This window comes from Undibacterium sp. GrIS 1.2, assembly GCF_040544435.1.
In the GTDB taxonomy this organism is placed as follows: Bacteria; Pseudomonadota; Gammaproteobacteria; order Burkholderiales; family Burkholderiaceae_D; genus Undibacterium.
This window is the reverse complement of the sequence record NZ_JBEONP010000013.1, coordinates 61,065-74,581: the sequence shown is the minus strand read 5'-3', so window position 1 is coordinate 74,581 and position 13,517 is coordinate 61,065. Positions and strand designations below refer to the sequence as shown.

The window sequence follows — 13,517 nt, the reverse complement described above, 5'->3', positions numbered from 1 at the left end:
TATTAACTTTATTCAGTTTGCTAAACAAAGGCTGTAACCTCGGAGGCCATTACTTCGCTAGTTCCGCAAACGCTTTTTTCGCCGCAGCGATCGTCTCAGCGATGACCGCATCGTCATGTTGTGCTGACACAAAGCCTGCTTCAAATGCTGACGGTGCCAGGTAGACGCCGGCGTCTAACATCAGATGGAAGAAGCGGTTGAAGCGGTCTTTATCGCTGGACATCATGGCAGCATAAGTCGCTGGAACCTCGGCAGCGAAGTAAAGGCCGAACATGCCGCCCTCTGAATCTGCGCAAAATGGGATGTCTGCTTCTTTAGCCGCAGCGCTTAAACCTTCCACTAATTTGCGGGTTTGCGCGGTCAGATTTTCATAGAAGCCAGGCTCTTGTACCAGTTTGAGTGTAGTCATGCCAGCAGCTACAGCAACCGGATTGCCAGACAAAGTCCCCGCCTGATAAACGCCGCCAATCGGTGCCATGTGTTGCATTAAATCCGCACGTCCACCAAACGCCGCCACAGGTAATCCGCCGCCAATGACTTTGCCTAAGGCCGTGATGTCTGCGTTAATGCCGTACAGCGCTTGTGCGCCGCCCAAGCCAACACGGAAGCCGCACATGACCTCATCAAAAATCAATACGCTGCCATATTCAGTGCACAGGCGACGCATGGTTTGTAAAAATGCCGGCGTGGCTTTGATCAGATTCATGTTGCCTGCAATCGGTTCAACGATCACACAGGCGATGTCTTTGCCGTAGACTTTGAAGGCGTCTTCCAGTTGTTGCGGATTGTTGTAGTCGAGCACCAAGGTATGCTTGGTGAAATCCTCTGGCACACCGGCAGAAGTCGGATTGCCGAAGGTGAGCAGGCCGCTGCCAGCTTTTACCAAAAGTGAATCGGCATGACCGTGATAGCAGCCTTCAAACTTAATAATCTTATCGCGCTTGGTCGCACCACGAGCCAGACGCAATGCGCTCATCGTTGCCTCGGTGCCGCTGGATACCAGTCGCACTTGTTCTATTGAGGGCACGAGGCGACAGATTTCTTCTGCCATCTCGATTTCGCCTTCGGTCGGCGCACCAAAGCTGAGGCCGCGTGTGGCAGCTTCTTGTACCGCTTTGACGACAGCCGGGTGTGCGTGACCAAGGATGGCGGGCCCCCAGGAACCGATGTAGTCGATATAGCGCTGATCTTCTGCATCCCAAAAATAGGGACCCTCTGCACGTTTGATAAAGCGCGGTGTACCACCTACGGATTTGAACGCACGCACCGGTGAGTTAACGCCGCCAGGAGTGGTTTTTTGTGCGCGTAAAAAAAGACTGTCGTTGGTATTTGTCATAGTTGCGTAAAAAGATGAATGGGGTGTAATGAGGTTAGCGGCGATTACTTTAAAAAATATTTAATGTGAGGTAAGCGTCCAGCAATTAAAAAAAATTGGTGAGCCAGTAAAATCCAGACGCTAGAAAGTTATAGCAAGACCCCAGATTATTCAGGCTCTTTTGCCCAAAAATAACGATCTGGAATTAATCTGCCCATACCCAGCCGTTGGGCGTGACTAATAGCCGCTAGCGTAAATTCTTGCGCTTCTAAAACTGCCTCGGGGATTTCAAGTCCGTTTGCCAATAATGCGGCAATACTGGCAGACAAAGTTGTGCCTGCGCCAACGTGTGAGCCAGTGATTCTCTGCCAATGGTCATTACGGACGACGCCTGCTTCGTTAAACAAAATATTGGCTACTTCATTGGTGGTGGTCGGTGTGCCGGTGACAAACACATATTCACAACCGGATTCGATCAAGGTCATGACATCGGCCAGCATCTCGTCGTCGATGTTAGTTTCGGTATTCAAATTACCGGATTCATCGGATTCATCGGATTCGCTTACTTCATTTGGCTCGCGCCAGGTTTCTGCTAAACGAGATAGCTCTACTGCGGAAAGCACTAGTACGGTCGCTTGAGGTATCAACAATTCACGGATTGCTAATAACAGATCCTCAGCTTCCGGGTCGTCTGGCATGCCAGAATTAAACGGATCAAGTACCAATGGCAAAGCGGGATAATCAGACACGATCTCCGCAATGACGGTGACATTTTCTACGCTGGCGATTTGGCCAACTTTAAACGCGACAACTGGCATGTCTTCCAAAATAGTCCGAGCCTGGTCAACAACCAGATCGACTTCCATCGGGTGAACATCGTCAATTTGAGAGGTATCTCCTACCAGAATCGCAGTGATCACAGGCAAGCCGTGGCAGCCCATTGCAGCGAATGAGGCTAAATCTGCTTGTATGCCGATACCAGATACGGGATCCGAAGCACCAAACGTAAGAATGAGAGGAGAAATTTGGTTTTGCACGGTGGGTAGATTAATATAGGCGACTTTGTGGAGATGATTGCACGATATTCTGTACTCGTGGCGCGTATTTGACGTGCTTTAGTAGCAAAAAATTCGTACGACAGTCTCCGTATTTTACTTGATTGAAGGGTTTTGGTCGTGAGCGATAAACAAACAGCAACTACAGAATTTAAGACTTGGATGTGCCTGATTTGTGGTTGGGTGTATGACGAAGAAGCCGGTTTGCCCGACGAGGGCATAGCGCCTGGAACACGTTGGGACGATGTGCCGATGAACTGGACTTGCCCTGAATGTGGCGCCCGTAAAGAAGATTTCGAAATGGTGGCGATGTAAGATAGTTAAAATTTAATTTTATTGCTTAAAAGATAAATTTCTGAACCATTTGACGCCGGTTGTTGCAGTTGAATGTTTATTCATGGAAAAAGTGTCGCAAGTTTCTTATTTTTTGTTACAGTGTTAGATGATTTTTAACGCAGTTTATTAGAGATAATCTTATGTCAACCTTGACAGGTAATGAAAGCTTGAAAATTATGGTGATCGACGATAGCAGCACGATTCGTCGGTCGGCAGAGATTTTTTTGGGGCAAGTGGGTTATAAAGTGGTTTTAGCGGAAGACGGCTTTGATGCGCTGGCTAAAATTAATGATTCACACCCTGATTTAATTTTTTGCGACATTTTAATGCCAAGACTGGATGGTTATCAGACTTGCGCATTGATCAAAAAAAGTGCCAGATTCCGCGACACGCCCGTTATCATGCTGTCTTCTAAAGACGGTTTGTTTGATCGGGCGCGCGGCGCTATGGTGGGGTCGGATGAATATCTTACCAAACCGTTTACTAAAGACAGTTTGCTCAAGACCGTTCGTAATTACACATCCGGCACGCCATCCAAATGATTTCAAAGTAAGAATATTGAGGTAGAAATAAAATGGCTATACAAAAAATTCTGGTAGTGGACGATTCTCCAACTGAGCGTTATTTCTTGACTGATATTCTGGTCAAAAATGGCTTCTCAGTTTCTACCGCAGAAAACGGCGAAGAAGCGCTGACAAAAATCAAGGCAGACAAGCCACAACTGATTTTGATGGATGTAGTGATGCCAGGTCAAAATGGTTTTCAGATCACGCGTGCAATTGCCCGCGATCCTGAGACACAAGACGTCCCTGTAATCATTTGCACTAGTAAAAATCAAGAAACCGATCGCATTTGGGGTTTGCGCCAAGGCGCGCGTGACTATTTGGTAAAACCTATCGACCCACAAGAGTTATTGGCGAAAATCGCCGCTCTTGGTTAATCGTTCACGTTATTGAACTTTTCCGATAATCACTTCAGAAATTTATGGATCAAACTCCTCGCGACATAGACCCGCCTGCAGCGGTGACACGCTTAGATGGTGTAAGACCCGATAAGGCCTTACGCCGTACCCGTTTGCGGGAGTTTCAGGCACAGCTAGTCGAGCGCATGCAAGCGGCGCAGACTGGTACTCGCCTCAGTGCTAGTCAGCTCGGTGTGATGATAGGCCAAGTGCGTTATTTGTTAGATCTGCGAGAGGCGGGTGAAATCGTGTCCGCCGGATCGATGACCAAGGTGCCGCTGACTAAAGACTGGTATCTTGGTTTGTCAAACATACGCGGTAGCTTGACTAGTGTTGTCGATCTGGCGCGTTTTGAAGGTCGTGATGTCACAAATGTAGATAATAGTTGCCGCGTAGTCGCTTTTGCACCTAGCTTGTCTTTCAATAGTGGTTTGTTGGTGTCACAAGTGTTGGGCTTGCGCAACGCTGCTGATATGGAAGAGCAATTGGTATCAGATAATACTGACGAGCATAGCTACAAGCCTTGGATGATAAAAAAATATCGTGATCGGGATGCAAATATCTGGGTTGAATTAAGCCTCGCTGCTTTAATTCAAGACCAAGACTTTTTGCAAGTTGGTCTTTAAGGTTTGTAATCGCGTAAGTTCGTAATTTTGTAATTCGTCAGCTATCCAAAATAATATAGCTGGCAGCTTCTCAATCGTTTAGGAGACCTAGTAATGGCATTTAAACTACCGTTCTTGTCCAAGAAAAAACAAGACCATGAGCTTGACTTAGCTGAATCAGGCGTTCGGGAGTTCAATGATGCTGCCGATTCGATTGAAGAGGCAAGTAATGTGAAAATGCTCTCACCAGAAGCGTCAGAAGCTTCGTCTGAAAATCTGCAGGTAGAGCAGCCTGTTAAAGCACCGGTTGAGCGACCAGCAGTAGCACACGCAGATGCGACTTTTATCGGTGACGTTATTGAAAAAGGTGGGGATATCAGACTGCCTATAATCGGTAGTTTGCCTCTGCAACGTCAGATTCGTGTTCTGTTGATTTTAATGATCGCATCCCTACTAGCGGTTGCGCTTTTCGTGTATTTAAATTCGACACAATCAACCTTAATTTCTACTCAGGCGCAAATTGCGGGTGAGGCGCTAATGCACTCCCAGCGTATTGGTAAAGCTGCACCGAACTCGATCCAAGGTAATCCAGCTGCGTTTAAACAGCTGGATGAAAGCCGCAGGGAGCTGAATAACGACTTAAATATTCTGTTGAATGGCGGTTCTTACCAGGGGCGTGACGTGAGCAGGCCTGATTCAACTCTTGAGCCAGTATTGAAAGATACGCAAAAAGCGTGGAAGAACTCTGACAAAGCTGCAGATACGATTTTGAAGCTGCGCAAAGAATTAACTGGTTTCGGTCAGACGCTACAAAAACTGAATGGTTTGTCTGGTGGATTGCTGGAATTGACTGAGCAAATTTCGACATTAAAAGTACAGGGCGGTGGTACTTCTCGTGAAATTTCTGCTTCTGGTCAGCTAGTTATGTTGACGCAACGTCTGGCTCGTAGTGCGAATGAATTCTTGACCTCAGAGGGTGTAAATCCTGAAACAGCATTTTTGTTGGGTAAAGATACCAATACCTTCCGCGATCTTGTAGATGGCTTCTTGAACGGTAGTGAAGTTTTACGCCTAACAGCCACAAAAGATGCAGATACTCGTGAAAAGCTAACAGAGTTGCAAAAATCATTTGCAGAGTATCAGGCATCGGTTTCTAGTATTCTCGGCAACCTACAAAATTTTATTGCTGCTAAACAGTCAGAGCAGTTACTGTTTAATGAGAACGAAGATTTAAAACAAAAACTGACTAAGCTGCAAAAAACTTACACTTCACAGCAAGATTCAACCAGTATCTATTTCTTGTTGATGTTGATCAGTGCCGTATTCGCATTGTTATCTGCCGCTGGTATTGCGTTAGTACTGTTGCAAGATAGCCGTAACCGTACAAAAGAAGCGAATGAACGACGGGTTGAGGCTGGCGCACAAATGTTACAAGCGCAAAAGCAAGAGGAAGAAGCGAAAGCAGCAAACGATCAAAATCAGGCTGCGATTTTGCGACTGATGAATGAATTGCAAGAAGTTGCGGATGGTGACTTAACGATTCAAGCAACGGTATCCGAAGATATCACTGGAGCGATCGCTGACTCGGTTAACTACACGGTGGAAGAGTTGCGTGGACTGGTTGGTCGCGTAACGTCAACAGCTGCGCAAGTTACTTCAGCATCAAATCATGCGCAGGGCATTTCAAACGATTTGTTGGAAGCATCACAGCAACAATCACGTGAGATTTCTGATGCGGGTCAAATCGTTGTGACCATGGCGCAGGATATTACTGACGTATCACGTTCAGCCAATGAGTCCGCCGAAGTTGCGCGTCAATCAGTTGCTGCGGCAGAGCAAGGTTCTCACGCGGTGGAAAATGCGATCAAAGGTATGAACGAGATTCGCGAGCAAATTCAGGAAACATCTAAACGGATTAAACGACTGGGTGAATCCTCACAAGAAATTGGTGAGATCACGGAACTGATTTCCGATATTACCGAACAAACCAACGTTTTGGCGTTGAATGCGGCGATTCAGGCGGCGTCAGCGGGTGAGGCAGGCCGAGGCTTCTCGGTGGTTGCGGAAGAGGTTCAGCGACTGGCGGAACGTTCGGCTGAAGCGACCAAGCAGATTGGCGCCTTGGTTCGTACGATTCAAACAGATACCCATGATGCGGTTGCCGCGATGGAAAAATCAACACAGGGTGTGGTTGAGGGTGCAAAGCTGTCCGATGCTGCTGGTACTGCGTTGTCTGAGATTCGTAGTGTTTCTAATCGTTTGGCGGAATTGATTCAAGGTATTTCCTTGGCGACGGAGCAGCAAGCGACTTCTGCGAACGGCGTTGCACAAAATATTCAGCATATTTTGACGATCACCGAACAAACTCAGAACGGTACTCAACAAACTGCGCATTCCATTAGTGAATTGTCGATGTTGGCTGAAGAACTTAGAAACTCGGTATCTCGCTTCCGAGTTGCTGCTTAGTTACGCAACTAATTTAGTTTGCTAATTTAGTTAGCTAAATTATCCAGCTACTGGCTGTTTTATAAATATGTGCGTATATGTGCATATGCAGTCAAATCATAAATGCACGGCGATAAGCGAAGGTTTATCGCCCTTTGAGTTTGCGGGGTACGCATGACATCTGATTTTTCAAATTCGCAAGAAACTTCCCAAGAGCAGTTTGATATTGGCCCACTCTCCTGGGTCATGGGCGAAGTTCGCGAAGCCATAACCAGTGCCGGAAAATTGTTGTCGGATGCAGTTTCCCAAGACGACGACAGCAAATCTACTATGTTGCTTCATTCAAAAAGCTATTTGCATCAAGCACATGGTGCTTTACAGATTGTTGATATTGACGGCGTCTCTATCGTCACAGAAACAATTGAAGATCTGGTCGAGCGCTTGCAAACCGGACAGTTGGAAATGTCCCAATTGCATGTTGACGTGATCAACGATGCTTTCCATGCCATTTTGCGTTATCTGGAAGATTTATTGTCTGGCAGTGCGCATCAACCTGTCCGTTTATTTCCTTATTATCGTGCTTTATTGCAACTTAAAGGCGCGGAAAGAATTCATCCTGCTGATTTGTTTTTCCCTTCACTGTCGGTTCAAGAACATATTCCTGAACTGACACTAAGTTCTAAGATCGTTAAGGTTGATTACACTCATATCAGACAGCGGTTTGAGAAACTTCTGCTGGTGGTATTGACCAATAAAGATCATGCCCAGCAATTGCAAGCTGTACAGACTATGCATGATTTAATCGCTGAGATCGAGCAGGTACAAACTACTGCGCAGACAAAAGCCTTTTGGTTAGTGATGCGTGGCTTTGCAGAAGCAGTATCCAAAGGTTCGATCAAAAATGAACAGTATGTAAAGCAGATTTTTGGACGCATTAATTTACAGATACGTCGCCTGGTTGATGGTGTCTCTAGTATTCCGGAACGCTTATTACGCGATGCATTATTTTTCATTGCACAGGTTGATCAGCCTTCTGAATTTGTTGCACAAATTCGTCGTGCCTACCAATTAGATAATCAAGTTCCGCTCGATTATGATCAAAAGAATTATGGAAAAATTCCCGCTAATATTCTGGTAACTGCCAAAGAGCAAGTCGCAAATTTAAAAAATTTGTGGGGCAGGATTGCGAACGGCGATATGAGTGTTGCGGATCGTTTTTCGCAAAAAATGAAAGATCTGGCAGAGAGCGGTTCTCAATTGAACTCTCCGGCTCTGTCCAAATTGCTGCGCGAATTGAGTGGGATTTCGCGCCACGCGGCACATACTTCGGATAACAGTAAGATTGGCATGGAGTTGGCCACTAGTTTGTTATTCGTTGAGAATGCACTAGACCAAATTGCACGTCTGCCAGCACATTTCTCTGAGCGTGCTGATGAAATCACAACACGCTTATTGTCGCTAGTGTCTGGTGACGAACCGCCGAATCAGGCTGCGTGGATGGGGGAAATTTCCAGAGAAGCTCAGCAAAGACAGACGATGTCGGTTCTGGTTGCAGAGATGCAGTCAAGTTTGCGCCAGGTTGAAAAAATCTTGGACGAATATTTCCGAGATCCTAATAGTTTAGATGTCCTGACGCCGGTCGATCCAATTCTGCATCAAATTGGCGGTGCGCTAGCTATTTTAGATCAAGATGATGTGATGCTTTCAGTAGAGCATACGCGTAAAGTGATAGGCCAGTTCGCCAGCATTGCTGGTACTGAGCATGCCGAAAATTCGTACCAAAATGTAGCGCAAAATATTGGTGCGCTATCATTTTTTATCGAAATATTGCAATCGCAACCAGATACCGCAAAGAAAAAATTCAGTTTTGATGCAGAGGCAGGCTTACTTCGTACGAAGCTGTTAGACAAAAATTCAGACAAAGAATTATTGCCGACTTCGCTAAATGCGTCTTCATCATATTCAGACATCAATATCACTAACGATATTGGTCATGCGGCAAGTCATACAACTGATACCGTGGTGACCGCTGAACAAGAGCTGTTAAATCAGCAGCATCAATCCGATATGCTGGTCGCTTCATTAGTGGAGCAGCCGGGTAATTCTGAACTGCAAGCACAACTAAAAGACTCGCTCGAGTCAGAGCGTTCAGTTGCTACTTTGCTAGACGATGCAGAGGCCAATACTAGGGCCAAAGCAGCGATAGATTTGTTAGACAAGGCAGATGCGACGATGTCGCAAGATTCTTTGAACGACATCGTTGCAGCGACGACGCATACAGTCACTGAATCTACGCCAACTTATGTACCTGAATTGCCTGAAGGTGATGAGGCAATTGATGCCGAGTTATTGGAAATTTTCCTGACAGAAGCGGATGAAGTATTAGAGTTTGTCCGCAAGACTGTGCCTCATTCCAGACTCAATTCAAATAATCAAGAAGACCTGACTAGCTTGCGTCGCTCTTTCCATACTCTAAAAGGAAGTGGGCGGATGGTTGGTCTGACTGTCTTTGGTGAGGCCGCCTGGAGCATAGAACAGGTGATGAATCTGTGGCTATCTGAGTCGCGCAACGGTAATGAAAATTTATATGCATTGCTTGATAAAGCTGCGAATGAATTAACTGTATGGGTAGAAGATTTAAAGCAATCTGGCTACTCAACGAGAAATGGCCATGCTGTTATTGCCGCTGCTGAGAGGATGAAGGCGGGACAAGATTATTTATATATAGAAGAGCAGCAAGCTACGCCATTAAGTGAAATAGCAAATGAAGTAGTTGGCACGCCAGTGTTACACGCAAGTATCGATGCTGAGCCTGAAGTTTCTGAGATAGTAGCTACTCAGGTTGCAGAGGAAAATATATCTGCGACTGAACACGAGTCAGTAGAGGAAGTAATCCAAGCGATCGCACTCGAGGATGAGGCGGACTATTTACATAGTGAGGCATTTACTGAGCATGCTGATCTGGCCGCTTTTGTGGCAGAAATACCTGCACATGTTGAGTTGCAAGAGCAGGAGAGTCCAATATTAGACGAGCCTTCACATGATTTGCTGGTTGCGTCCCCGAATGCGGACAATCTTCCTGATTTAAATGTTGACGATGTTTTGCCTGTTTTGCCACTAGCCGCACACTTGGACGACAGTAAGTTAGATTTGAGAAGCTTAAATTCTGCCAACCTAGACGTAACGAATTTAGATGCTCCTGATCAGGTCGCCGATACTCTAGATACTAATCAAGTTAGCGAATCTGCAGATACAGCTCATGCCACTGCATTGACTGATAATTTGATCAGCACTAGCAGTGCTCAAATTATTGAATTCCCTGATTTGTCCAAGCCTTTATCAACGCAAGATGATAATGTTAAACGTATTGGCGATATCGAAATTAGTTTGCCATTGCACACGATTTACATGGCAGAGACGGATGAAATTGTTCGTTTCTTGGCGCAGGACTTTGCAGAATGGCGACACGAGCCACATCGCGCAGTATCTAAGCACGCAGTTCATGCAGCACATTCTTTGGCCGGTAGTTCTGCTACTGTCGGATTGAAAGCGGTGCAAGAATTAGCGCATGGTTTAGAAATGGTTTTGCAGCGCTTGGAACGCCACCCTGTCACTTTAGATAATGCTGAATATGACGTAGTAGATCACAGCGTCGATGCGGTTAAATCTATGCTGCAAAAGTTTGCCTTATCAGAAATGGCTGAACATGCCCCAACTGAAGTGCGCCAATTAGAGAAATTACTGCAAGCAATTATCGGGCGGTCAGATGCTGGTGCCGATGATGAGTTCATTACATCCACAAATGAAAAACTTGATTTAAACGATCTTAGCGAATCACCTGATATTGTTGAGACTAAGGATTTAGCTGCTCAGTCCGATTCTTTCGTAGAAAATTCAATCGATACTGCAGAGGATGTTTCTGCTGAAACCACTGAATTTGAAGCCTCTGAAGTACATGGAGAAAATGCAGATACTTCTCTTGTTGATATTTCGCTGCATGATGTCCCTGAATTAACTGCATCTTTAGGCAATCAAGACTTAGTTGCTACTGAGCACCCCGTGTTAGAAGTTGATGAGATGCCGGTAGTTGAGGATACTCATCAAGCTACCTTAGCTTCACCTCCAGTTCTAGAGTTGAGCGAGCCAGACCCAGAGCCGGAAGTTCAAATCATAGAAGTTATAGCGCAGCCGCTGGAGACCCCAGCGCCTGCAGATTTATTGGCAGACGCTACCGTTGCCAGCGCATACGAACCTGCGGTATTGAGCTCAGATCCTGATCTACGCATTAAAGATGATCTCGATCTTGATTTGCTGCCAGTATTTATCGAAGAGGGTCACGATTTGTTGCCTATGGTTGGGCAGCTATTGCGTACTTGGAAGCAGCAACCAGAAGAGATCGCTGTACCACAATCTATTCTGCGTTTGATGCATACAATCAAGGGTAGTGCTCGGATGGCTGGTGCGATGGAATTGGGTCAGCATACTCATGACATGGAAACTCGCCTTGAAAACCTGATGCACGCAGGTGCTGGCGGGGTGGCGCGATTATCCTTGATGGATGATCTGCTGATGCGACACGATTACAGCATGCAATTGTTTGACCGTTTGCAAAATCCAAATGCGGTCGAAGTACAAGCGCCAGCAGTACCACTTACAGCAGCGCAAGAGCTAGATCAGTTCCAAGAGACTTTGAGTCCGCCAGTTGCTGAAGTAGTGCAAACACCAAGAGAATTGGTAAGCCTGACCTCGATTTTACCGCTGCAGTCTTCCAGTCCGTCATTTAATAAAGCGGTCAGTTCCACGCCTCGTACCACTGTGCCAGCGGCTACAACACCCGCAGCACCGGTGCCGTTGGTGCGGGTACGGGCAGATATTCTGGATCGTCTGGTCAATCAGGCCGGTGAAGTTTCTATCTCTCGCTCCAAACTAGAAAATGAAGTAAGCACCTTACGTACTTCGTTAACTGAATTGACCGATAACGTAAATCGCTTGCGCGATCAATTGCGTGAAGTAGAAATTCAGGCAGAAACGCAAATTACATCGCGTATGGCGATGTCCGGTGATCGTGAATTTGATCCATTAGAATTCGACCGGTTTACCCGTTTGCAAGAACTGACACGGATGATGGCAGAGAGCGTCAGCGACGTATCTACTGTGCAAAATAACTTGACTCGTACGATTGACAATGCATCCAATGACTTGCATGTGCAAGCGCGCCTGACGCGTGATTTGCAGCAGGATCTGATGCGTGTTCGTATGATTCCTTTTGCTAGTATCTCCGAGCGTTTATATCGTGTGACACGTCAGACTTCAAAAGAGGTTGATAAGCGCGTCAATTTAGATATTCGTGGCACTTCAGTTGAGATCGATCGTAGCGTGTTGGAAAAAATGGTTGGACCTTTCGAACATTTGTTACGTAACGCTATTGTCCATGGCATTGAGTCACGCGAATCACGTCGTCAAAATGGAAAAGAAGAAACAGGTGAGTTGCTAGTTGAAATTCGTCAGGAAGGTAACGAAGTGGTGATCCACTTTACTGATGATGGCCAAGGTTTGAATCTGGCACGTATCCGCGAAAAAGCCAAAACGTTAGGATTGCTTGGCTATGACGAAAGCGCTAGTGATGCTGAAGCCGTCAACATGATTTTTGAGCCTGGCTTCTCAACTGCCAACGAAGTAACTGAGTTGGCCGGGCGTGGTGTTGGCATGGACGTAGTTCGCTCCGAAGCGGCATCCTTAGGCGGTCGGGTTGAGGTAACTTCTGTCGAGGGTAAAGGTGCGCACTTTACTATTCACTTACCACTCACTTTGGCTGTGACTCAAGTGGTTATTTTGAAGTCAGGTGGAAAAACATTTGCAGTGCCGTCCGTCTTGGTAGAGCAAGTACAGCAACTGAAATCGGCTGTATTAGCTAATGCCTATAACGACGGCGCAATCATGTGGCAAGGCAATCGCGTTGCCATGCATTATTTGTCTACCTTGCTTGGTGAGAATGAAGTTGCACCGACTTCTCAACAATACACTCCTTTATTGATTATGAAGAGTGGTGCTGAGCGCGTCGCAATTCATGTTGACGATATCGTCGGTAACCGCGAGGTTGTGGTTAAAAATATTGGACCACAATTAGCGCGTATGGCAGGTATTGCTGGCGCAACGGTGTTGGGTTCAGGCGAAATTGTTTTAATCCTTAATCCTGTGCCTTTGGCATATAGAATGGAGCACGAACATGCTCGCCATCCTAGTGCAACACCAACGCCAGAAAATCCAGAAATGGGTGCCGTCGCTAATCTCAATACCGAGCCAAGTAAAGTCCAATCGGTTCCAGTACAAGGTTTGCGGACTCAGCACACCATTATGGTGGTGGATGATTCGTTGACTGTACGCCGGGTGACACAACGCTTGTTGACGCGTGAAGGCTACCAGGTTGTGTTGGCAAAAGATGGAATTGATGCGCTGGAACAATTGCAGTCGGTTACTCCCGATGTCATGCTGGTAGATATTGAAATGCCACGCATGGATGGCTTCGATTTGACGCGCAACGTACGCAGTGATGCACGTACCAGTCATATTCCTATCATCATGATTACCTCACGTACTGCGGATAAGCATCGCAATTACGCGCAGGAATTAGGTGTAAATGAATATTTTGGTAAGCCGTACCGCGAGGACGATTTATTGGGAGCGATTGTGCGCTTCGTAGGTAAAGAAGCCGTTGTCATTTAATTTTTTCCACCTGACAAGTTTAATTTTAGATCAGCTTCTTGATTAAACTTCTCAGTAAAAATGTTCTGACGGGTCTT

Annotated in this window: 8 protein-coding genes; 6 read left to right on the top strand and 2 right to left on the bottom strand. The window is 46.1% G+C overall.

Annotated elements, in window-relative coordinates; all coding sequences use genetic code 11:
• Positions 1 to 49: 49 nt before the first annotated feature.
• Both hemL and thiD read right to left on the bottom strand, forming a co-directional pair.
• Positions 50 to 1,336, bottom strand: coding sequence for a glutamate-1-semialdehyde 2,1-aminomutase (gene hemL / locus AAKU61_RS07810; protein ID WP_354331089.1), 1,287 nt, complete (start codon positions 1,334 to 1,336; stop codon positions 50 to 52).
• Between the two features lie 146 nt (positions 1,337 to 1,482).
• The gene (gene thiD, locus AAKU61_RS07805) at positions 1,483 to 2,352 is read right to left on the bottom strand and encodes a bifunctional hydroxymethylpyrimidine kinase/phosphomethylpyrimidine kinase (protein WP_354331087.1); all 870 of its coding nucleotides are present in this window, start codon (positions 2,350 to 2,352) and stop codon (positions 1,483 to 1,485) included.
• Between the two features lie 180 nt (positions 2,353 to 2,532).
• Here thiD and AAKU61_RS07800 point away from each other — a divergent pair, with 180 nt between their 5' ends.
• From AAKU61_RS07800 to AAKU61_RS07775, 6 genes are all read left to right on the top strand, one after another.
• Positions 2,533 to 2,685 carry a rubredoxin gene (locus AAKU61_RS07800; protein WP_322121697.1) on the top strand — a complete coding sequence of 51 codons (153 nt, stop codon included), beginning with the start codon at positions 2,533 to 2,535 and terminating at the stop codon, positions 2,683 to 2,685.
• 161 nt (positions 2,686 to 2,846) lie between these two features.
• Positions 2,847 to 3,248: a response regulator gene (locus AAKU61_RS07795; protein WP_322121366.1), complete on the top strand. Its 402-nt coding sequence runs from the start codon at positions 2,847 to 2,849 to the stop codon at positions 3,246 to 3,248.
• A gap of 32 nt (positions 3,249 to 3,280) precedes the next feature.
• The gene (locus tag AAKU61_RS07790) at positions 3,281 to 3,646 is read left to right on the top strand and encodes a response regulator transcription factor (RefSeq protein WP_262837714.1); all 366 of its coding nucleotides are present in this window, start codon (positions 3,281 to 3,283) and stop codon (positions 3,644 to 3,646) included.
• A gap of 44 nt (positions 3,647 to 3,690) precedes the next feature.
• Positions 3,691 to 4,293, top strand: coding sequence for a chemotaxis protein CheW (locus AAKU61_RS07785; RefSeq protein ID WP_354331084.1), 603 nt, complete (start codon positions 3,691 to 3,693; stop codon positions 4,291 to 4,293).
• Positions 4,294 to 4,386: 93 nt separating this feature from the next.
• On the top strand, positions 4,387 to 6,738 hold the full coding sequence (locus AAKU61_RS07780; RefSeq protein ID WP_503012593.1) for a methyl-accepting chemotaxis protein: 2,352 nt from the start codon (positions 4,387 to 4,389) through the stop codon (positions 6,736 to 6,738).
• A 153-nt stretch (positions 6,739 to 6,891) separates the two neighbouring features.
• Complete coding sequence (locus AAKU61_RS07775; protein WP_354331082.1) at positions 6,892 to 13,440, top strand: hybrid sensor histidine kinase/response regulator; 6,549 nt, start codon at positions 6,892 to 6,894, stop codon at positions 13,438 to 13,440.
• The last annotated feature ends 77 nt before the right edge of the window (positions 13,441 to 13,517 follow it).

Excerpts from the sequence above, each read along its gene's own strand:
- hemL (WP_354331089.1), bottom strand. The coding sequence starts at position 1,336 with ATGACAAATACCAACGACAGTCTTTTTTTACGCGCACAAAAAACCACT.
- AAKU61_RS07800 (WP_322121697.1), top strand. The coding sequence starts at position 2,533 with ATGTGCCTGATTTGTGGTTGGGTGTATGACGAAGAAGCCGGTTTGCCC.
- AAKU61_RS07795 (WP_322121366.1), top strand. The coding sequence starts at position 2,847 with ATGTCAACCTTGACAGGTAATGAAAGCTTGAAAATTATGGTGATCGAC.
- AAKU61_RS07790 (WP_262837714.1), top strand. The coding sequence starts at position 3,281 with ATGGCTATACAAAAAATTCTGGTAGTGGACGATTCTCCAACTGAGCGT.
- AAKU61_RS07785 (WP_354331084.1), top strand. The coding sequence starts at position 3,691 with ATGGATCAAACTCCTCGCGACATAGACCCGCCTGCAGCGGTGACACGC.
- AAKU61_RS07780 (WP_503012593.1), top strand. The coding sequence starts at position 4,387 with ATGGCATTTAAACTACCGTTCTTGTCCAAGAAAAAACAAGACCATGAG.
- AAKU61_RS07775 (WP_354331082.1), top strand. The coding sequence starts at position 6,892 with ATGACATCTGATTTTTCAAATTCGCAAGAAACTTCCCAAGAGCAGTTT.